Here is a 20,372-nt window from a genome sequence, read left to right on the forward strand (position 1 = left end):
TGTTCCCTCACGTGAGGCGACCCCGCCGGGGCCGCTCTCGACGCGACGTGGATAACCCACTTCGAGGAACTCCATCGTTTGAGGAGCGCACATGTTCGAGCGGTTCACTGACCGAGCCCGCCGGGTGGTCGTGCTGGCCCAGGAAGAGGCCCGCATGCTCTCCCACAACTACATCGGCACCGAGCACATCCTGCTCGGCCTGATCCACGAGGGTGAAGGCGTCGCTGCCAAGGCCCTCGAGAGCCTGGACATCTCCCTGGAGGCCGTCCGCGCGCAGGTCGAGGAGATCATCGGTCAGGGCCAGCAGGCCCCCAGCGGCCACATCCCCTTCACGCCGCGCGCCAAGAAGGTGCTCGAGCTGTCCCTGCGCGAGGCGCTGCAGCTCGGTCACTCCTACATCGGCACCGAGCACATCCTGCTCGGCCTGATCCGTGAGGGGGAGGGCGTCGCCGCCCAGGTGCTGCAGAAGCTCGGCGCCGACCTCAACCGGGTCCGCCAGCAGGTCATCCAGCTGCTCTCGGGGTTCCAGGGCAAGGAGAGCGCCGCGGCCGGTGCTCCCCAGGGTGGTGGCGCCGAGGCGCCGTCGTCCTCGCTGGTCCTCGACCAGTTCGGGCGCAACCTGACGCAGGCGGCCCGCGAGGGCAAGCTCGACCCCGTCATCGGGCGGTCGCAGGAGATCGAGCGCGTCATGCAGATCCTGTCGCGCCGCACGAAGAACAACCCCGTCCTCATCGGCGAGCCCGGCGTCGGCAAGACGACGATCGTCGAGGGTCTGGCCCAGGACATCGTCAAGGGCAACGTGCCCGAGACGCTCAAGGACAAGCACATCTACACCCTCGACCTCGGCGCGCTCGTCGCCGGCTCGCGCTACCGCGGTGACTTCGAGGAGCGGCTGAAGAAGGTCCTCAAGGAGATCCGCACCCGCGGTGACATCGTGCTGTTCATCGACGAGATCCACACCCTCGTCGGGGCCGGTGCGGCCGAGGGCGCCATCGACGCCGCCAGCATCCTCAAGCCGATGCTGGCCCGCGGCGAGCTGCAGACCATCGGCGCGACGACCCTCGACGAGTACCGCAAGTACCTCGAGAAGGACGCCGCCCTGGAGCGCCGCTTCCAGCCGATCCAGGTCGCCGAGCCGTCGATCGCCCACACGATCGAGATGCTCAAGGGCCTGCGGGACCGCTACGAGGCTCACCACCGCGTCACGATCACCGACGAGGCGCTGGTCTCCGCGGCGACGCTGGCCGACCGCTACATCTCCGACCGGTTCCTGCCGGACAAGGCCATCGACCTGATCGACGAGGCCGGCTCGCGCCTGCGGATCCGTCGGATGACGGCGCCGGCCGACCTGCGCGAGTTCGACGACAAGATCGGGGAGGTCCGCCAGCGCAAGGAGGCGGCCATCGACGGTCAGGACTTCGAGGCGGCCGCGCGTCTGCGCGACGAGGAGAAGCAGCTCATCGCCAAGAAGGCTGAGCGCGAGAAGCAGTGGCGCGCCGGTGACATGGACGTCGTCGCCGAGGTCGACGAGGAGCTGATCGCCGAGGTGCTCGCGGTCGCGACCGGCATCCCGATCGTCAAGCTCTCCGAGGCCGAGTCGACCCGCCTGCTCAAGATGGAGGACGAGCTCCACAAGCGCGTCATCGGTCAGGACCAGGCCGTCAAGGCGCTGTCGCGGGCCATCCGCCGTACTCGTGCGGGTCTGAAGGACCCCAAGCGTCCCGGTGGGTCGTTCATCTTCGCCGGGCCGTCCGGTGTCGGCAAGACCTGGCTGTCCAAGACGCTCGCGGAGTTCCTCTTCGGCGACGAGGACGCGCTGATCCAGCTCGACATGAGCGAGTTCGGCGAGAAGCACACGGTCTCGCGCCTCTTCGGCTCGCCCCCCGGCTACGTCGGCTACGAAGAGGGTGGCCAGCTCACCGAGAAGGTGCGCCGCAAGCCGTTCTCCGTGGTCCTCTTCGACGAGATCGAGAAGGCCCACCCGGACATCTTCAACTCGCTGCTGCAGATCCTCGAGGAAGGTCGCCTGACCGACTCGCAGGGTCGGGTCGTGGACTTCAAGAACACCGTCATCATCATGACGACCAACCTCGGCTCGCGCGACATCGCCAAGAGCGTCAACCTGGGCTTCAACCAGATGGGCGACAAGGCGAGCTCCTACGAGCGGATGAAGAGCAAGGTCTCCGAGGAGCTCAAGCAGCACTTCCGCCCCGAGTTCCTCAACCGTGTCGACGAGGTCGTCGTCTTCCCGCCGCTGTCCGAGGAGCAGATCGTGGCGATGGTCGACAACATGATCGCCTCGGTCGAGCTGCGCCTCAAGGACCGCGACATGTCCCTGGAGCTGACGCAGAAGTCCAAGGACCTGCTCGCCAAGCGGGGCTTCGACCCCGTGCTCGGCGCGCGGCCGCTGCGCCGCACGATCCAGCGCGAGATCGAGGATGTGATGGCCGAGAAGATGCTCTTCGGCGAGATCGGCCCCGGTCAGATCGTGCTGGTCGACGTGGAGGGCGAGGGCCCGTCGGCGACCTTCACCTTCAAGGGCCAGAAGGTCGGCGAGCTGCCCGACCTGCCGCCGCTCGAGACGGCGGCGCTCGACCTGGGCAAGGGCGAGGCCTCTGACGAGACCGAGGGTCCGGTCGACATCACGAAGTCCCCCGAGGGCGAGTAGTCCTCGAGGCCGTTGCCGGCGCCGATCTCCTGCGGGGGGTCGGCGCCGGTGTCATTTCCGGGGGGTCCGGCTCTCGGTGGTGCGGGGTCAGGGCAGGGCGTAGGTGTCGCCCGGCCCGGCGACCACCAGCCCGTCGGCGACCAGGCTCGCGAGCGCCCGCTCGCGCTGCTCGTGCGGAGCCCAGGCCGGCTCCAGGCGCGAGCGGTGCACCGGGCCGTCGTCGTCGCGCAGCACGGCCAGCAGCCGGCCTCGGCACTGCCGGTCGGTGCCGTCGTAGGTCTGCACCTTGCGCGCGGGCCCGTCGTACGCCGGGTAGCCGGCGCTGCGCCAGGCGCAGAGCTCCGCCACCGGGCAGTCTCCGCACCGCGGCCCCTTGGCCGTGCAGACCAGGGCGCCCAGCTCCATCACCGCGACCGACCAGGTGGCGGCCTCCGGCACGGGGTCGGGGAGGACGCTCGTGGCCAGCTCCCGCTCCGCCTTGGTGACGGTGGCGGCGGGGAACTCGACGCCCTCCAGGCTGCGGGCGAGGACGCGCCGCACGTTGGTGTCGAGCACGACGTGTCGGCGGCCGTACGCGAAGGTCGCGATCGCCGCCGCGGTGTAGTCCCCGATGCCCGGCAGCGCGATCAGCTCGTCGTACGACGAGGGGACCTCGCCGCCGTGGCGCTCAGTGATCGTGGTGGCCGCGGCGTGCAGGCGCAGGGCCCGCCGGGGGTAGCCCAGTCGCCCCCAGGCCCGCACCGCCTCGCCCGCGGGCTCGGCCGCCAGGGCTGCCGGGGTCGGCCAGGTGGCCAACCAGCGCTCGTGGACCGGGAGCACCCGGACGACCGGTGTCTGCTGGAGCATGAACTCCGAGACCATCACCGACCAGGCGCTCGCGTCCTCGTGACGCCACGGCAGGTCCCGCGCGTGCTCGTCGTACCAGCGCAGGATCGGGGCGTGCAGCTCGCTCATCGCGCTAGATCGTAGGTGCCGTGTCAGATGCGGTGCGGTGTGGCTCCACCAGGGTGGGGCTTCGCGTGGATAGCGTGTCCTCCATGACTGCTCTGACCCGTCCCCGGGGTCCGCTCCCCGCGCGGGTCTACTGGACCCGCCGGCTGGTCCTGCTCGCCGTGTCCGTGCTGCTGGTGGCCGGCATCGCCCGGCTGCTGGACTCGGGCAGCGACGCCTCCTCGGACCCCGAGCAGGCCGCACCGGTGGCGGCGGACGCCACCGACGAGAGCACCCTGAGCGCCGAGGCCACCGCGACCGAGAGCACCACCCCGCGCCGCCGCGGCAAGACGCCCAAGCCGGCCCCCGCGCAGCCCGACGGCCCCTGCCTCGACGAGGACGTCGTGGTCACGCCGGTGTCCCGGCCGGTCGAGGGCGGGGCGGACAGCGTGATGATGCTGAACCTCACCACGCGCGAGGCCGCGGCGTGCACCTGGCGGGTCTCGCCCGAGACCCTCACCGTGAAGATCACCTCGGGCGACGACGAGATCTGGTTCAGCCGGCACTGCCCCGACGCGGTGCCCACGCGCGACCTCATCGTCCGCAAGGAGTCGGTCGCGAAGGTCGGGGTGACCTGGTCGGGTCGACGCTCCGACGACGAGTGCAGCCCCCTGACCGCCTGGGCGATGCCGGGCGGCTACCACGTCGAGGCCGCGGCCCTGTCCGGCGAGCCCGCGAAGGCCTACTTCGAGCTCGAGCCCCGCGCCAGCGCCGTCGTCACCCGCACCGTCACCCCCAAGCCCACGCCCAGCAAGGCCGGCAAGCCCGGCAGGGCTGCGAGCGGAACAGGGGCGGGCGACGCAGCTGGGGCGGACGACCCCACGCAGGGCACCCGCCCCGGCGCCAAGCCCTCAGGCGCCGTAGAACCCGACTGACCCGTCAGAAGATCCCGCTGACCCGTCAGAAAATCACGGTGACCCGTCAGAAAATCACGGTGACCCGTCAGAAGCTCGCGGTGTCACGCCTTCGGCCTCTTCGGGGGCTTCGCGAGGGCCCGCTGGACCGCCGGGCCGACCCAGGCGTCCAGCGCCGCCGCGTCCGGAAGGGTCGTCGTCGCGACCAGGACCACGCCTCCCATCGTGCGCTCGCCCATCGTCGCGGGGAGGGCGCCGCGATCGAGGGCAGCGGCCACACCCTCCTTGCCGACGTGGACCATCAGGTCCTGCTCGCCGGTGCCCACCGCCATGTGGGTGTTGACGGTCCAGCAGAGGCCGCCGAACACCTTGATCTCGCGATAGCCGGCTGATCCCGCAGCCGCATCGACAGCTTCGCGGATCCGCGCGGCCAGCCCCTCGTCGTACGCCATCGCTGCCTCCAGCCGGTCGTCTGGGCTGCGCACGAGCCCGCTCGTCGCCAGCGGCTGGGACGGCCCAGCCGCTGGTACGGCGTGGGGCGAGCGCACGGAAGTCTGCTGCGTGCTCAGCGTAGCCCCGGCCGGGTCAGGTGCGGCGAGCCGTCGATGGTGCCGCGACACGCCGACGAAGAGGTCGAGCGAGTGACGGGTCGCGGGAGGGGGCAGAGGGGCGGGGGTCAGACGTAGCGCTCGAGGATGCTGGACTCGGCGAGCCGGGACAGGCCCTCGCGGACGCTGCGGGCGCGCAGCTCGCCGACACCCTCGACGGCCTGGAGGTCGTCGATGCCCGCCGACAGCAGCTTCTGCAGGGTGCCGAAGTGCTCGACGAGACGGTCCACGACGGTGCTGGGCAGCCGGGGGACCTTGGCGAGGAGGCGGTAGCCGCGGGGGGCGACCGCGCCGTCGAGGTGCTCGCTGGCGCCGAGGCCCAGGGCCCGGGTGACCGAGGCGGGGTCGACCAGGTCGGTGGCCGACAGCGACTCGAGGCGGTTGAGCAGCGTCTCGGGGCTCTTGGTGCGCTTGCCGGCGGGCAGGTAGTCGCGGATCACCAGCTCGCGCTCGGCGTCGACGCCGGTGACCAGCTCCTCGAGCTGCAGCGACAGCAGGCGACCGTCGGTGCCGAGCTCGAGCACGTAGTCCTCGATCTCGCGGGCGATCCGGATCACCATCTCGAGACGCTGGGCCACGACGGCGACGTCGCGGACGGTGACCAGGTCCTCGATCTCGAGCGCGGAGAGCGTGCTGGAGACCTCGTCGAGGCGCATCTTGTAGCGCTCGAGCGTGGCCAGCGCCTGGTTGGCGCGCGACAGGATCTGGCCGGAGTCCTCGAGCACGTGACGGGTCTCGCCGACGTAGGCCGCGATGATCTGCATCGACTGCGACACCGAGATCACCGGGAAGCGGGTCTGCTTGGCCACCCGGTCGGCGGTGCGGTGCCGGGTGCCGGTCTCCTCGGAGGGGATCGTGTGGTCGGGCATCAGGTGGACGGCCGCGCGGTGGATGCGGGTGACGTCCTTGTCGAGGATGATCGCGCCGTCCATCTTGGCCAGCTCGCGCAGCCCAGTGGCGGTGAACGGCACGTCGAGGGTGAACCCGCCCGTGGCGATGCCCTCGACGGTCTTGTCGAGGCCGAGCACGATCAGGGCTCCGGTGCGGCCGCGCAGGATCCGCTCCAGACCGTCGCGCAGTGCCGTGCCGGGGGCGATCGACGCCAGGGTGGCCCGAAGACGCAAGGTGTCCTCGGAACGCTCGATGCCGACCACGCCGTCCCCGATCTGCTGTGTCCATGCGGCAGCAGACCTCCGCCGCCTGCGTCAGTCTAGGGGACGCGGCCCCGTGGGACGCGGACCCGTGAGGTGGAGGAGCCTCAGCGCTGCGGCGACGTTGGGCACGTCGAGCACCCGCATGCCGTCCACGGTCCACGACTCGGGGCTGCGGACCTTCTTCTCGTGGCTCCCGGGGACCACGGCGACCCGGAATCCCAGCCGCGCCGCCTCGGCGAGTCGCTGGGGGAGGTCGCGCACCCGGCGCAGCTCGCCCGCCAACCCGATCTCGCCGATCGCCGCCACGCCGAGCGGCGCCGGCTCGCCGTACGTCGCCGACGTCAGGGCCACCGCGATGGCCAGGTCGCTGGCAGGGTCGACGAGGCGCGCCCCGCCCACGGTGGAGGCGAAGACGTCGTGGCTGTGCAGCCGGATGCCGCAGTGCTGCTGGAGCACGGCCAGGACCATCGCGACCCGGGAGGAGTCCAGCCCCGACGTCGTACGCCGCGGGCGCTCGGCCGAGCTGTGGGTGACCAGCGCCTGCACCTCGGCCAGCAGCGGACGGCGTCCCTCCATCGTGACCGCGACGCAGGTCCCGGCCACCTGCTGCTGGTGGTTCTCCACGAAGAGGCCGGTCGGGTCGGTCACCGCCGTGATGCCCTCGGAGGAGAGGTCGAAGCAGCCCACCTCGTCGACGGGGCCGAAGCGGTTCTTCATCGCTCGCACCATCCGGAAGCGCGAGTTGCGGTCGCCCTCGAAGTGCAGGACGACGTCGACCAGGTGCTCGAGCACGCGGGGCCCGGCGATCGTGCCGTCCTTGGTCACGTGCCCGACCAGGACCGTGGTGATGTTGCGGGTCTTGGCCACGCGGATCAGCGCCGCGGCGACCTCCTTGACCTGGGTGACGCCACCGGGCACGCCGTCGACCCCGGAGGCTCCGATCGTCTGGACCGAGTCGACGACGATCAGCGTGGGGCGGACCTGCTCGATGTGGGTGAGGACGGCGCCCAGATCGGTCTCGGCGGCGAGGTAGAGCTCGTCGTGGACCCCGCCGGTGCGGTCCGCACGCAGCCGCACCTGGGAGGCGGACTCCTCCCCGGTGATGTAGAGCGTGCGGTGCTGGTAGCGCGCGGTCTGCGCGGCCACCTCCAGCAGCAGCGTGCTCTTGCCGACGCCGGGCTCGCCGGCCAGCAGGATCGCGGCGCCGGGGACGAGCCCGCCGCCGAGGACCCGGTCCAGCTCGGGCACGCCGCTGGAGCGGAACTGCGACTCCGCGACCGAGACCTCCCCGATCGGGACGGCGGGCGTCGTCACCGGCCCGGCCGCCGAGCGCGTGGCGACCACCGCCGTCTCCGCGACGGAGCCCCAGGCCTGGCACTCCCCGCAGCGGCCGACCCACTTGGCGGTCTCCCACCCGCACTCGGCACAGCGGTAGGCCGGACGGGTGCGGGCCTTGTTCGGAGTTCTGCTCATGGAGCGCACGCTAGGACACGGCGCCGACATCGCGGGTGACGGCGTCCACAGGTGTGACGCGAGACGCCGCGAGCAGTGGTTGACGAGGGCCAGTGACAGCGCCGATAGTTGCGCCAAGCAGATCGATTGGAACGATCAAGACGAGGGCGAGGGGTGGGGATGTCACGCAGCGTCGTGCGCGTGTCCTCCGGGGTGCCCCCGACGCTCGCCGACGTGGCGGAGCGCGCCGGGGTGTCGCGTCAGACGGTCTCCAACGCGCTGAACAACCCCGACCTGCTGCGTCCGGAGACACTCGAGCGCGTACGCGCGGTCATCGGCGAGCTCGGCTATTCCCCCAACCGTGCTGCGCGCAACCTGCGCACCCGCACCTCCCACCTGATCGGACTCCGGTTCACCCCCGGTCAGGAGAACACGGCGAACGCCGCGATGGACCGCTTCGTGCACTCGCTGGTCGAGACCTCCCGGGTGGCCGGCTACCACGTGCTGCTCTTCGCTGGCGACCCCGAGGACCCGGTCGCCGGCTACGAGGACCTGCTGCGCTCCAACGCGGTGGACGCCTTCGTCGCCACCGACACCTACCTCGGCAACCCCCAGGCGGAGTGGCTCGAGGCCCGGCAGGCGCCGTTCGTGGCCTTCGGGCGGCCCTGGGACCAGCCCGGCGCCACCCACCCGTGGGTCGACGTCGACGGTGCCGTGGGCGCCGAGCTCGGCACCCGGCACCTGCTCGAGCGCGGGCACACCCGGATCGCCTGGATCGGCTGGCGCAAGGACTCGCCCCTCGGTGAGGACCGGCGTCTGGGCTGGGCCCGGGCGCTGCACGACCGCGGGCTGCGGACCACCGGCCTCGCCTCGCGGGTGGAGGACACCGTCTCCAGCGGTCGGGAGGCGTCGGCGGTGCTGCTCGACGAGGCCAAGCCGACGGCGTTCATGTGCGCGTCGGACACGCTCGCGATGGGCGTCCTGCACACGCTTGCCGAGCGCGGCCTCTATCCCGGACGCGACATCGCGGTCGTGGGCTTCGACGACTCCCAGGTCGCGCAGGTCGTCCCACCCGGCCTGACCTCGGTGCGCCAGCCGCTCGAGCAGGTCGCGGTCGAGATCGTCGCCGCCCTCCAGGGCCTGCTCGGGCACCCTCCGGTCCGCTCGCGTGGCGTGCTGCTCGCCCCGACGCTGGCGGTGCGCGGCTCCAGCTGAGCCCTAGAAGTGTCGCCACCACAGGTTGACGGCGTAGTCGACCTCCAGGCCCTCGTGCTCCGCGATCAGCTCCTCGGCCAGGGGCTGGGTGAACTCGATGCGTACGACGCTCTCGAGGTCGGCGCGCGTGCCGAAGCTCCAGCGGATGTCGAGCGGCACCCGGGACCAGCCGTGCAGCGACCAGAAGCGCTCGACCTGGGCGGGATCGACCTCCGGGTAGCCGCGGCGGAACCACCCGCCGAACGTCGAGCGCGTCGCGTCGTTGTCGATCACGAACGCGGTGCCCCCACGTCGTACGACGCGGGAGAGCTCGGCGAGGCCGGGCTCGCAGCCGGGGCCGAAGAAGTAGGCCCAGCGCGCGTGGACGACGTCGACCGACGCGTCGGGGAGCGGGATCTGCTGCGCCGTCCCCTGGAGGACCGCGACCGTGTCGACCCGGCGGGTACGACGCCGGGCCAGCGCCGCGAGGTCGGGGTGCGGCTCCACGCCGTACACGCGCTCGGCCCGCTCCGCCCAGCGGGGCAGGTGGAAGCCGGTCCCGCAGCCGAGGTCGAGCAGCGTGCGTCCGTCCCAGCCTGCGAGCTCGGCCATCGCGGCCTCGATGCGCCGCTCGGGGTCGACCGCGTGGTTCTCGAGCTCGTAGGTCGCGGTGTGGTTCCAGATGTTCGGGCTGGGGCGGGCGCCCGTGGGCAGTGTCATCCCAGAGTCATCCCAGTGTCAGCTTGGCTGCCCCACCGTGCCGGCGGGGTGCCCGAGCATCAGATGCGGACCAGGCCGCCGGGGGTGTTGAGCTGCGCGGCGAGGATGCCGGGCGTGCCGTGCGGGGCGACCCACTCGACCTTGATGTCCTCCAGCGGAGCCTCGACGGTCTCGCCCAGCCACTCGCTGACGCGGTGCGGGTCGCCGGCGATCTCCAGGCAGGCGAGGCTGTAGTCCTCGTCGGCGCCGTTGCTGGGGTGCAGCTCCGAGGGGGTCTCCCACTCGACGAAGAACGGCAGCTGCGGGTCGGCGATCAGGCCGTGCACGCCGATCTGCTTCCAGCGCAGCTCGGTGCCGTCGGGGCGGTGCCGGTTGCCCTGCACCGCCTCGCGGCCGAGGCGCTGCTCGACGACGGCGATGTCCTTGACGGCGACGACCCAGCCGAGCCAGCCGCCGCCCAGGGCGGAGCGGGCGCGGACGGCCTGGCCGAAGGGGGCCTTGTCCGATGCGGGGTGGTCCAGGCACTCGACGATCTCGAGGTAGGTCCCGCCGCCCAGCGGCAGGGTCATGTTGCGGGTGCCGAAGCGGGGATGCACGCCGCCGTCGACGAACTCCCGGCCGAGCAGGCCCCCAAGACGCTGGGCTGTGCTGGCGAGGCCATCCGGTCCGGCTGCATAGGAGAGGTGGTCCAGGCGCATGCCTGCATTGTTTACCCAGGCTGATTCGCTGATCACATCGGGGTCTGGTCTCTTGACGTCGAGACAGAATTGTGGGATTGGCCAGGTAATTCTGCTCGGCGGTCGGCGGGGCTCTCGATTGGGCGGAGACTGCAGCGAAAAGGCTGGAATCGTCGCCGTTTGGTCCCCAACGGCAGCACCTGTGGCTCCCGGCGGCCGGGGGCGCGTCGTACGTCACCGATTGGGCAGAGACGACATGTCTCGGCCGGGAATCACTGCCGTTGGGGACCAAACGGCAACCGGGTCGGCGCTGTTCAGCGCGGGTCGGCGGGGTGCAGGGCCAGCGCCGACCTGGAGCGCAGGTGCGCCTCGCAGTGGCGCACCAGCTCGTCGTAGGCCGGCTGGCCCATCAGCTCGACGAGCTCGGGCTCGTTGGTGACGAAGAGCGGCTCGACGCCGACGTGGGCCTCGGTGTTGCCCGAGCAGTACCAGTCGAGGTCGTGGCCGCCGGGGCCCCAGCCGCGGCGGTCGTACTCCGCGATCGAGACCTCGGTGTACGACGTGCCGTCGGGCCGCTCGACGTCGCGGAAGGTGCGCCGGATCGGCAGCTGCCAGCAGACGTCGGGCTTCGTCTCGAGCGGGTTGCGGCCCTCCACGAACGCGAGGGCGTGCAGCGCGCACCCGGCGCCGGCGTGGAAGTCGGGGCGGTTCTGGAAGATGCAGGCGCGCTGGCCGTCGACCTCGATGGTCAGCGTCTTGCGCTCGCCCTCGTCGTCGACCTCGACCCACTCCTCGCGCGCCACCTCGCCCGCCGCGCCATTCGGTGCGGGCCGGTGCTGCCACAGGTCGCCGTCCAGCTTGGCGACGTACGACGCGACGCGCTCCTCGTCGTCGGCGTCCGCGAAGTGCGCCCCCAGCGTGCAACAGCCGACGTCGGGGGCGTCGGCGTAGATGCCGGGGCAGCCCTGGCCGAAGATGCACAGATAGCTCGACGTCAGCCACGTCAGGTCGCAGCGGAACACCTGGGCGTCGTCGGCGGGGTCGACGAACTCGATCCAGGCGCGAGGAAAGACGAGGTCGACTTCGGGCACGGGCCCAACCTACTTCCCCGCACCCCGGCTGCTGTGGCCCAGCCGCGGGCCAGCAGTGGACGGGCCCGCTGGGCGAGGGGCTAGCGTGGTGCCATGCGTCTGGGCGTGCTCGACATCGGCTCCAACACGGGGCACCTGCTGGTCATGGACGCTCGCGGCGGCGCCGCGCCCCTCCCGGCCTTCTCCTACAAGCGGCCCCTGCGGCTCGCCGAGCACCTAGACGAGGCCGGTGCGGTCACCCAGGCGGGCATCGACGCGCTGACCGCCTTCACCGCCGAGTCGCTGGTCGTCGCCGAGGACAAGGGGTGCGAGGAGACGCTGGCCTTCGCCACCTCCGCGGTGCGCGACTCCGTCAACGCCGACGCCGTGCTGGACCACGTGCACGAGCGCACCGGCGTGCGGATCGAGGTGCTCTCCGGCGCCGACGAGGCACGGCTGACCTTCCTCGCCGTACGCCGCTGGTTCGGGTGGTCGGCCGGCCGGCTGGCGGTCTTCGACATCGGCGGCGGCTCGCTGGAGATCGCCGGCGGGGCCGACGAGGCCCCCGACGTGGCATGGTCGGTGCCGCTGGGCGCCGCTCGGCTGGCCCGGGAGTGGTTCCCTGCCGGGGTGCCGGACGCCGACACCCTCCGCTCGCTGCGCCGCAGGATCCGCGCCGAGATCGCCCGCGACGCCGGCAGCCTGCTGCGCGACGGGGCCCCGGACCGCGCGGCGGGGAGCTCCAAGACGTTCCGCTCGCTGGCGCGCATCTGCGGCGCCACACCGTCGGGGGAGGGCAACCTCGTGCCGCGCACGCTGCGCGCCGACGTCCTGGCGCAGTGGCTGCCCAAGCTGATCGCGATGCCGCACGACGAGTTGTGCGACCTGCCCGGGGTGTCGGCGAGCCGCGCCCACCAGATCGTGCCGGGCGCGCTGGTCGCCGAGGCCGTGATGGACATCTTCGACCTGCCGGCCCTCGAGATCTGCCCGTGGGCACTGCGCGAAGGGCTGATCCTCGACCGCTTCGACCGGCTGGCATTCCTCTGAGGGAGGCAGGTGATCGCGTGAGCAGTACGCCGCTGGTCGGCCTCTCGACGGCGTCGGTCTATCCGGAGTCGACCGCGCACGCGTTCGCCTACGCCGCGGCCCTGGGCTACGACGCGGTCGAGGTGATGGTCGGCATCGACGCCCTGAGTCAGCAGACCTCAGCGGTCCAGCAGCTCTCTGAGCACCACGAGATCCCCATCTGCGCGGTCCACGCCCCCTGCCTGCTCTTCACCCAGCGGGTCTGGGGCACCGACCCGTGGGGCAAGCTGCAGCGCTCGGCGGAGATGGCCGAGACCGTGGGCGCCGACGTGGTCGTGGTGCACCCGCCGTTCCGCTGGCAGAAGGACTATGCCCGTGACTTCGTCGAGGGCATCGCCTCCCTCGAGGAGTCGACCGGGATCGCCTTCGCCGTCGAGAACATGTATCCCTGGCGCGCCTCCCAGCGCCGCGGCATGGAGATGTACCTCCCCGGCCGCGACCCGTCGGAGGAGGACTACCACAACACCACCCTCGACCTCTCCCACGCGGCCATCGCCCATGACGACCCGATCGAGATGGCCCGCCGGCTCGGCGACCGGCTGCGCCACCTTCACCTCACCGACGGCACCGGCTCGGCCAAGGACGAGCACCTCGTGCCCGGACGGGGCGTGATGCCCGCGGCCGAGCTGCTGCGCGAGCTGGCCGGCTCCGGCTTCTCCGGCCACGTGGTCCTCGAGATCAACACCCGGCGCGCCGCCGACCGTGCCGAGCGTGAGCGCGACCTCGTCGAGTCGCTGGACTTCGCCCGCCAGCACCTCGGCGTCACCACGCCGTGAGCGCGACCCCCGCCAGTCAGCCCGCCGGTCAGCCCGCCGGTCAGCCCGCGCGTCGGGGCCGCCGGCCGGGCGCCCCGGACACCAAGGCGGCGATCCTCGCCTCCGCCCGCCGGCTCTTCGCCGCCCAGGGCCACGGGGGTACGACGATCCGCGCGGTCGCCGCGGACGCCGGCGTCGACGCGGCGCTGGTGCACCACTACTTCCGGACCAAGGACGACCTGTTCGTGGCCGCCCTCGAGCTGCCCATGGATCCGCGTGTCGCGATGCTGCCGGTCATCGAGGGGGGACCCGACGGTGCGGGGGAGCGGATCGTGCGCACGGTCCTGGGGGTGTGGGACGACGAGGCCAACCGGCTGCCGCTGCTGGCGATCATCCGCGGCATCGGCGACCCGGCGGGGCAGCGGCTGGTGCGCGACGGCTTCCTGCGGATGGTGGCCGGCCCGGTCGGGCTGGCGCTGGCCGTAGACGACCCTGCTCGCCGTACGGCGCTGGTGGCGTCGCAGCTGATCGGGCTGCTGGTGCTGCGCTACGTGATGGAGCAGGAGCCGCTGGCCTCGATGCCCGCCGACCTGGTCGTGGCGACGTACGGGCCGGTGCTGCAGGGCTATCTCACCGGCCCCCTTCCCAGCTGAGCGCGCCTCGTCGATCCCGACCGGACCAGTCCGCCGCGGGGGTTGCGGCTGCCGCGTCATCGGAGCACAATTCATCACATGATGAAATCTGCTGTGGTGGCCGAGGGGCTGGCCGTGACCCGAGGAGGCGTCGAGGTCCTCAAAGGGCTCGACTTCGCCGTGGTGCCGGGTCAGGTCACCGGCCTGCTCGGCCCCTCCGGGTCGGGCAAGACGACGCTGATGCGCACGATCGTCGGTGTCCAGCTCCACGCCATGGGCACGGTCACCGTCCTGGGGGCGCCTGCCGGCAGTGCCGCCCTGCGGGACCGGATCGGCTACGTCACCCAGGCCGCCAGCGTCTACGACGACCTCAGCGTCGCCGAGAACCTGCTCTTCTTCGCCCGCGTCCTCGGCCTCGACGCCCGCGAGGTCGACCGGTGCGTCGAGGCCGTCGACCTCACCGACTACCGCGATCGACTGGTGAACCGGCTCAGCGGCGGGCAGCGCTCCCGGGTCAGTCTCGCCGTGGCCCTGCTGGGCAGCCCCGACCTGTTGGTGCTCGACGAGCCCACCGTGGGCCTCGACCCGGTGCTGCGCCGCGACCTCTGGGCGGTCTTCCACCGGCTCGCCGACGAAGGGGCGGCCGTGCTGGTGTCGAGCCACGTGATGGACGAGGCCGAGCGCTGCGACCGGCTGCTGCTGATGCGCGAGGGCCGGATCATCGCCGACGCCGCCCCTGATGCGCTGCTGCGCCGCACAGGGGCCGCGGACATCGAGGGTGCGTTCCTGCGCCTGGTCGAGACCGGCGGGGGTGCGCGATGAGCCCGCGGGTGACCTGGGCGGTGGCCGCCCGCGTGCTCACCCAGATCCGGCGCGACCACCGCACGCTGGCGATGCTGCTGATCGTGCCGTGCGTGCTGATGACGCTGCTGTGGTGGATGTTCGCCGATGCCGACCCGGCGACGTTCGACCGGATCGGGCCCGGCCTGCTGGCGGTCTTCCCCTTCACCGTGATGTTCCTGGTGACCTCGGTGACCACCCTGCGCGAGCGCTCCAGCGGGACCCTCGAGCGGTTGCTCGCCATGCCGTTGGGACGCCTCGACTTCCTGCTCGGCTATGCCATCGCGTTCGGGATCGTGGCCACGGCCCAGTCCGTGCTCGCCGTCTCGCTGAGTGTGGGGCTGCTCGACCTCGAGATCCAGGGGCCGATCTGGCTGCTGGGCGTGGTCGCGGTCACCGACGCGCTGCTGGGCACGGCGCTGGGCCTGCTCGTCTCGGCCTTCGCCCGCACGGAGTTCCAGGCGGTGCAGTTCATGCCGGCCCTGGTCATCCCCCAGCTGCTGCTGTGCGGGCTGATCCTGCCGCGTCCGGCGATGCCGGCCACGCTGGAGGCGGTCGGCGACGTGCTGCCGCTGTCCTTCGCGGTGGACGCGATGGCGGAGCTCACGACCACCGCCGCCACCGGCGAGGTGTGGCGCGACCTCGCCGTCGTCGCGCTCTACGTGGTGGCCGGGCTGGCCCTCGGTGCCGGGACCCTGCGTCGTCGTACGGCGTAGCCTGGGGCGGTGCCCGCCGCCCGCGCGGGCTCCGCTGTCCAGGGAGGACCATGTCTGTGCTTCGCCAGCCCCTGCTGTTGCTCGCGCGCAGCGGACGGGTCAAGCGGCTCGTGACCACGCTGCCCGGGTCCGCGGAGATCGTCCGCGGCTACGTCCCCGGCGAGCAGCTCGATGCCGCCGTGGAGGTCGCCGCCCAGCTCGTCGAGGACGGGCTGCAGGTCTCCCTCGACTACCTGGGTGAGGACACCGAGGAGCTCGCCCAGGCGCAGGCCACCGTCGACGCCTACCTCCAGCTCCTCGAGCAGCTCGCCCTGCGCGGGCTCGCACGCAGCGCCGAGGTCTCGCTCAAGCTGTCCGCGATCGGCCAGGCGCTGCCGCGCGACGTCGCCCCCGAGGGCGGGCACCGGGTGGCGCTGGAGAACGCGCGGACGATCTGCCGGGCCGCCCGCAACGCCGGCACCACGATCACCGTCGACATGGAGGACCACCGGACCACCGACTCGACGCTCGCGATCCTGCGCGACCTGCGCAAGGACTTCCCCGAGACCGGTGCGGTGCTCCAGGCCTACCTGCGCCGCACCGAGAGCGACTGCCGCGACCTCGCCTACGAGGGCTCGCGGGTGCGCCTGTGCAAGGGCGCCTACAACGAGCCCGAGCAGGTCGCCTTCCAGGACAGCCTCGAGGTGGACCGCTCCTTCGTCCGCTGCCTCAAGGTGCTGATGGCCGGGCAGGGCTACCCCATGGTCGCCACCCACGACCCGCGGCTGCTGCGCATCGCCGGTGCGCTCGCCAGCCGCTCCGGTCGCGCGCAGGGGTCCTACGAGTTCCAGATGCTCTACGGCATCCGGCCCGAGGAGCAGCGTCGGCTGGTCGAGACCGGCGAGACCGTGCGGGTCTACGTCCCCTACGGTCAGGAGTGGTACGGCTACCTGATGCGGCGACTGGCCGAGCGCCCGCGCAACCTGGCGTTCTTCCTCCGGTCGCTGCTCAGCAAGGACTGACCGCGGCGCGCACGCGGCTCGCCGTACACCGAACCCCGTCGCCGGCCCGCCGGCACTCCCAGGAAGCAGGCACATGAAGCAGACCGCGATCATCGGCGCCGGAGTGATGGGGGAGACCCTGCTCTCCGGCCTGGTCCGCGCCGGCCGGCGCGTCGACCAGCTCCTCGTCGGTGAGAAGCGCCCCGAGCGCGCCCGCGAGCTCGAGGAGCGGTACGGCGTCGCCGTGGTCGGCAACGTCGAGGCGGCCCGGCGCGCCGACACGCTCGCCCTCGTCGTGAAGCCGCAGGACATGGCCGACGTGCTGGCCGAGATCACTCCCGAGCTGCGTGCCGGTCAGCTGATCGTCTCCCTGGCCGCCGGCATCACCACGGCGTTCATCGAGGCCCGCGTCCCGGACGGCGTGGCCGTCGTCCGCGTCATGCCCAACACCCCCGCCCTCGTCGACGAGGGGATGGCGGCGATCTCGCCCGGCTCGCACTGCGACGACGGCCACCTCGCGGAGGCCGAATCGCTGATGGCCTCCACCGGCAAGGTGCTGCGGATCCCCGAGAAGCAGCAGGACGCGGTCACCGCGATCTCCGGCTCCGGGCCCGCCTATGTCTTCTTCGTCGTCGAGTCGATGATCGAGGCAGGCGTCCACCTCGGCCTCCCGCGCGCCACCGCCACCGAGCTGGTCATCCAGACGGTCGTCGGCTCCGGCAAGATGCTCCGCGAGACCGGCACCCACCCCACGGTGCTGCGCGAGCAGGTCACCTCGCCCGGCGGAACCACCGCCGCCGCCCTGCGCGAGCTCGAGGACCACAAGGTCCGCGCCGCGTTCCTCACCGCCATGGAGGCCGCCCGCGACCGCTCCCGCGCCCTCGCCGAAGGCAGCTGACGCGGGCCCAGCCGCGCCGCGTCGCGCCGTACCACCCACATGTAACGCGGGGTTATCGGAACTACCGCAGCGAAATGGCGCTTGGGTAGGTCGGATAACCCCGCGTTACATGCGGGCGGGGCGCGGCGGGCGGGGTGTACGGCGCACCGCCCGTCAGGGACCGAAGTCCCTCAGGTCAGCCCGACCGCCGTCTTCGCCGCCGACAGCACCGGCGCCGTGACCGTGCGGCAGTGCTCGGCCCCGTCGGCGAAGACGGCGGACACGTGGGCGAGGTCCGCCGACAGCTCGGCATAGCGCGCCTGGAGCGGCTCGAGCTCGGCCACCACGGCGTCGGTCACGGCTTCCTTGAGCGCGCCGTACGTCGTGATGCCCGCGGCGCTGCCCCCGCAGGCGGACAGGATCTCGAGCAGGTTCGTGACACCGGGCTTGGTCTCCCGGTCGTGGCGTACGGCGTCGGGGCCGGTGTCGGAGTCGGTGACCGCGCGCGCCACCTTGCGTCGTACGACGTCCGCGCCGTCGAGCAGCCGGATCACGCCGGCGCTGTCCGCGTTGGACTTGCCCATCTTGGCGGTCGGGTCCTGCAGGTCCATGATCCGTGCGCCGGCCGGAGGCGTGGTGATCTCGGGGACCGTGAAGACCGGGCCGTAGGTCGTGTTGAAGCGCTGGGCGAGGTCGCGCGTCAGCTCGACGTGCTGGCGCTGGTCCGCGCCGACCGGCACCTGCGCCGGCCGGTAGAGCAGGATGTCGGCGGCCATCAGCACCGGGTAGGTGTACAGCGAGACCCGGGTCGCCGGCTGGTCGCGCCCCTTCTCCCTGAACTGGATCATCCGCGCCAGCTCGCCGGTGTGCGCCGTGCACTCGAGGAGGTAGGCCATCTCCGCGTGCGCGCTGACCCGGCTCTGGATGAACAGCGTGCTGCGGTCCAGGCCGACGGCGAGCAGCATCGTCGCGAGCTCGGTCGTCAGGGATCGCAGCCGGCCGGGGTCGTGCGGCACCGTGAGCGCGTGCAGGTCGGCGACGCCGTAGAAGCCCTCCTGCTCGTCCTGGGCCCGCACCATCGGGCGCAGCGCGCCCAGCAGGTTGCCGAGCGTGAGCCGTCCGCTCGGCTTGAGCAGGGACAGGGTGCGCGGGCGCGCGGCAGAGGTCGTCATGGATTCTCCTGGGATCGTGCCCGGGGGCGCAGCAGGAGGAAATGCCGAACCGCCGGGATAGTACGACGAGACGCCCATGCGCGGGCGCTTCCCAGGGGTAGGGTCGCGATCATGGATGGCTGTGGAGGTCCTGCGACGGTCGTGTTCGACCAGAGTCTGACGGAGTACGACTTCGGGCCGACGCACCCGATGTCGCCGGTGCGCGTCGACCTCACGATGCGGCTCGCGGCCGCGCTGGGGGTGACCGGCCCCGGGGGAGTGCGCCTCGTCGACGCACCGATGGCCACGGCCGAGCAGATCGCGACCGTGCACGACCCCTCGCTCATCGCCGCGCTGGAGCACTGCGGCAAGCACGGGGGCGTCGACTTCCAGCACGGGCTGGGCAGCGACGACAACCCGGTCTTCCAGGACATGCACGTGGCCGGCGCCCACGTCGTGGGCGCCACCTTGGAGGCCTTCCGCCAGGTGTGGAGCGGCGAGTCGCAGCACAGCGCCAGCATCGCCGGCGGCCTCCACCATGCGATGCGCGATCGCTCCAGCGGGTTCTGCCTCTACAACGACATCGCGGTCGGCATCCAGTACCTCCTTGACCAGGGAGCCGAGCGCGTCGCCTACGTCGACGTCGATGTGCACCACGGCGACGGTGTCGAGAAGATCTTCTGGGACGACCCGCGGGTGCTCACGATCTCTCTGCACGAGACCGGGCAGATGCTCTTCCCCGGCACCGGCTTCCCGCAGGACCTCGGCGGCGGCGACGCGCACGGCACGGCCGTCAACGTCGCCCTGCCGCCGGGTACGTCGGACGCGGGGTGGCTGCGCGCGTTCCACGCGGTCGTCCCTCCGTTGCTGCAGGAGTTCAAGCCCGAGGTCCTGGTCACCCAGCACGGCTGCGACTCCCACATCGAGGACCCGCTGGCCCACCTGATGCTGACCGTCGACGGTCAGCGCGCGACCTACCTGGCCCTGCACGACCTCGCCCACGAGGTGGCCGGCGGCCGCTGGGTGGCCACCGGGGGTGGCGGCTATGCGATCGTCGACGTCGTGCCCCGCGCCTGGACCCATCTGCTGGCGATCGTGGGCGGGCGTCCGCTGGACCCCCACACCGAGACGCCTCTCGAGTGGCGCGAGCACGTCGCGACGACGCTGGGCCGCACGGCACCGCACCGGATGACCGACGGGCGGACGCCGGCCTACCGCAGCTGGGTGGACGGCTACGACCCCGAGACCTGGCTGGACCGGGCCATCCATGCCACCCGTACCCAGGTGTTCCCGCTGCACGGCCTCGACCCGATGCCCTGAGGGCTCCGGAAGCCTCGTTTCCGATTAAAGCAACCCGACACGCCGCAATACGGACAAAATGTGAGTCTCCCTCTTCCCCATCAGTCACATGAGGCCCTATTCTCACGAAGTCGGCGCGATGTTCATGGGCGGGGAAGCTCGTGGCGCGCTGCAGAAAGTGCGGTGCACCATGGCTGGCAACTCGTCCGGGGACATCTCCGAGGTCAAGTTCCTGACCGTTGCTGAGGTCGCGACGATGATGCGCGTCTCGAAGATGACCGTCTATCGGCTCGTCCACAACGGGGATCTGCCCGCGGTGCGCGTCGGCCGCTCGTTCCGAGTGGTGGAGAAGGACGTCCACGAGTACCTCCGCAAGAGCTTCTTCGACGCCGGCTGAGCGCCGGCGTCCACCACCCGCGTGCCTCCGCCTCGCGCCACATCGTGAGCAGGGGCACGCCCGATTCTGTCGCGCGTGCACCGGCGGCTAGGCTGTCGGGGTCCTCCAGGCACCAGCCGGAGTGACGCAGACGTGTGAAAGGTTTCCCCGTGGGTTCTGTCATCAAGAAGCGGCGCAAGCGTATGGCCAAGAAGAAGCACCGCAAGCTGCTCAAGAAGACGCGCGTCCAGCGCCGCAAGCTCGGCAAGTAGT

General features: G+C 71.8%; 21 protein-coding genes. 13 read left to right on the plus strand and 8 right to left on the minus strand.

The window, feature by feature from the left end; all coding sequences use genetic code 11:
- Positions 1-91: 91 nt before the first annotated feature.
- Positions 92-2,668 carry an ATP-dependent Clp protease ATP-binding subunit gene (locus ACYU7L_RS07440; protein ID WP_460794703.1) on the plus strand — a complete coding sequence of 859 codons (2,577 nt, stop codon included), beginning with the start codon at positions 92-94 and terminating at the stop codon, positions 2,666-2,668.
- 87 nt (positions 2,669-2,755) lie between these two features.
- Here the strand turns inward: ACYU7L_RS07440 and ACYU7L_RS07445 are convergent, their stop codons facing one another.
- Positions 2,756-3,622, minus strand: a complete 867-nt coding sequence (locus tag ACYU7L_RS07445) for an HhH-GPD family protein (protein ID WP_460794704.1) — start codon at positions 3,620-3,622, stop codon at positions 2,756-2,758.
- 83 nt (positions 3,623-3,705) lie between these two features.
- Here ACYU7L_RS07445 and ACYU7L_RS07450 point away from each other — a divergent pair, with 83 nt between their 5' ends.
- The gene (locus tag ACYU7L_RS07450) at positions 3,706-4,533 is read left to right on the plus strand and encodes a hypothetical protein (protein WP_460794705.1); all 828 of its coding nucleotides are present in this window, start codon (positions 3,706-3,708) and stop codon (positions 4,531-4,533) included.
- A gap of 83 nt (positions 4,534-4,616) precedes the next feature.
- Here the strand turns inward: ACYU7L_RS07450 and ACYU7L_RS07455 are convergent, their stop codons facing one another.
- The 3 genes from ACYU7L_RS07455 to radA all read right to left on the minus strand — a co-directional run bounded on the left by ACYU7L_RS07455 (position 4,617) and on the right by radA (position 7,747).
- Positions 4,617-4,997, minus strand: coding sequence for a hypothetical protein (locus tag ACYU7L_RS07455; protein WP_460794706.1), 381 nt, complete (start codon positions 4,995-4,997; stop codon positions 4,617-4,619).
- 191 nt (positions 4,998-5,188) lie between these two features.
- The gene (gene disA / locus ACYU7L_RS07460; protein ID WP_460794707.1) at positions 5,189-6,274 is read right to left on the minus strand and encodes a DNA integrity scanning diadenylate cyclase DisA; all 1,086 of its coding nucleotides are present in this window, start codon (positions 6,272-6,274) and stop codon (positions 5,189-5,191) included.
- Positions 6,275-6,325: 51 nt separating this feature from the next.
- The gene (radA, locus tag ACYU7L_RS07465; RefSeq protein WP_460794708.1) at positions 6,326-7,747 is read right to left on the minus strand and encodes a DNA repair protein RadA; all 1,422 of its coding nucleotides are present in this window, start codon (positions 7,745-7,747) and stop codon (positions 6,326-6,328) included.
- A 159-nt stretch (positions 7,748-7,906) separates the two neighbouring features.
- Here radA and ACYU7L_RS07470 point away from each other — a divergent pair, with 159 nt between their 5' ends.
- On the plus strand, positions 7,907-8,941 hold the full coding sequence (locus ACYU7L_RS07470; RefSeq protein WP_460794709.1) for a LacI family DNA-binding transcriptional regulator: 1,035 nt from the start codon (positions 7,907-7,909) through the stop codon (positions 8,939-8,941).
- A gap of 3 nt (positions 8,942-8,944) precedes the next feature.
- Here the strand turns inward: ACYU7L_RS07470 and ACYU7L_RS07475 are convergent, their stop codons facing one another.
- The 3 genes from ACYU7L_RS07475 to ACYU7L_RS07485 all read right to left on the minus strand — a co-directional run bounded on the left by ACYU7L_RS07475 (position 8,945) and on the right by ACYU7L_RS07485 (position 11,408).
- The gene (locus ACYU7L_RS07475) at positions 8,945-9,640 is read right to left on the minus strand and encodes a class I SAM-dependent methyltransferase (protein ID WP_460794710.1); all 696 of its coding nucleotides are present in this window, start codon (positions 9,638-9,640) and stop codon (positions 8,945-8,947) included.
- Between the two features lie 59 nt (positions 9,641-9,699).
- Positions 9,700-10,338, minus strand: coding sequence for a VOC family protein (locus ACYU7L_RS07480; RefSeq protein ID WP_460794711.1), 639 nt, complete (start codon positions 10,336-10,338; stop codon positions 9,700-9,702).
- Positions 10,339-10,631: 293 nt separating this feature from the next.
- On the minus strand, positions 10,632-11,408 hold the full coding sequence (locus tag ACYU7L_RS07485; protein ID WP_460794712.1) for a hypothetical protein: 777 nt from the start codon (positions 11,406-11,408) through the stop codon (positions 10,632-10,634).
- A 93-nt stretch (positions 11,409-11,501) separates the two neighbouring features.
- Here ACYU7L_RS07485 and ACYU7L_RS07490 point away from each other — a divergent pair, with 93 nt between their 5' ends.
- The 7 genes from ACYU7L_RS07490 to proC all read left to right on the plus strand — a co-directional run bounded on the left by ACYU7L_RS07490 (position 11,502) and on the right by proC (position 17,294).
- Entirely contained in the window at positions 11,502-12,434 is a 933-nt protein-coding gene (locus ACYU7L_RS07490) for a Ppx/GppA family phosphatase (RefSeq protein ID WP_460794713.1), read from the plus strand.
- 17 nt (positions 12,435-12,451) lie between these two features.
- Positions 12,452-13,249 carry a sugar phosphate isomerase/epimerase family protein gene (locus ACYU7L_RS07495; protein WP_460794714.1) on the plus strand — a complete coding sequence of 266 codons (798 nt, stop codon included), beginning with the start codon at positions 12,452-12,454 and terminating at the stop codon, positions 13,247-13,249.
- Positions 13,246-13,881: a TetR/AcrR family transcriptional regulator gene (locus ACYU7L_RS07500; protein WP_460794715.1), complete on the plus strand. Its 636-nt coding sequence runs from the start codon at positions 13,246-13,248 to the stop codon at positions 13,879-13,881. The genes ACYU7L_RS07495 and ACYU7L_RS07500 overlap by 4 nt, the downstream gene beginning before the upstream one ends.
- 78 nt (positions 13,882-13,959) lie before the next feature.
- Positions 13,960-14,682, plus strand: coding sequence for an ABC transporter ATP-binding protein (locus ACYU7L_RS07505; RefSeq protein ID WP_460794716.1), 723 nt, complete (start codon positions 13,960-13,962; stop codon positions 14,680-14,682).
- Positions 14,679-15,416 carry an ABC transporter permease gene (locus tag ACYU7L_RS07510; protein ID WP_460794717.1) on the plus strand — a complete coding sequence of 246 codons (738 nt, stop codon included), beginning with the start codon at positions 14,679-14,681 and terminating at the stop codon, positions 15,414-15,416. The genes ACYU7L_RS07505 and ACYU7L_RS07510 overlap by 4 nt, the downstream gene beginning before the upstream one ends.
- A gap of 50 nt (positions 15,417-15,466) precedes the next feature.
- Entirely contained in the window at positions 15,467-16,417 is a 951-nt protein-coding gene (locus ACYU7L_RS07515; protein WP_460794718.1) for a proline dehydrogenase family protein, read from the plus strand.
- 73 nt (positions 16,418-16,490) lie between these two features.
- Complete coding sequence (gene proC, locus ACYU7L_RS07520) at positions 16,491-17,294, plus strand: pyrroline-5-carboxylate reductase (protein WP_460794719.1); 804 nt, start codon at positions 16,491-16,493, stop codon at positions 17,292-17,294.
- A gap of 170 nt (positions 17,295-17,464) precedes the next feature.
- On the opposite strand, the gene trpS is transcribed toward proC, so the two are convergent.
- A complete protein-coding gene (gene trpS, locus ACYU7L_RS07525; RefSeq protein ID WP_460794720.1) occupies positions 17,465-18,445 on the minus strand; it encodes a tryptophan--tRNA ligase in 981 nt (326 codons plus the stop codon).
- Between the two features lie 111 nt (positions 18,446-18,556).
- Between trpS and ACYU7L_RS07530 the strand changes: the two genes are divergently transcribed.
- From ACYU7L_RS07530 to ACYU7L_RS07540, 3 genes are all read left to right on the plus strand, one after another.
- Positions 18,557-19,744 (plus strand): acetoin utilization protein AcuC, encoded by a 1,188-nt coding sequence (locus ACYU7L_RS07530; protein ID WP_460794721.1) that lies wholly within the window; start codon positions 18,557-18,559, stop codon positions 19,742-19,744.
- A 169-nt stretch (positions 19,745-19,913) separates the two neighbouring features.
- Positions 19,914-20,120: a helix-turn-helix domain-containing protein gene (locus ACYU7L_RS07535; protein WP_460794722.1), complete on the plus strand. Its 207-nt coding sequence runs from the start codon at positions 19,914-19,916 to the stop codon at positions 20,118-20,120.
- Positions 20,121-20,269: 149 nt separating this feature from the next.
- Positions 20,270-20,371: a 30S ribosomal protein bS22 gene (locus ACYU7L_RS07540; protein ID WP_008356322.1), complete on the plus strand. Its 102-nt coding sequence runs from the start codon at positions 20,270-20,272 to the stop codon at positions 20,369-20,371.
- The last annotated feature ends 1 nt before the right edge of the window (position 20,372 follow it).

It is taken from the genome of Nocardioides pacificus, from assembly GCF_054775955.1.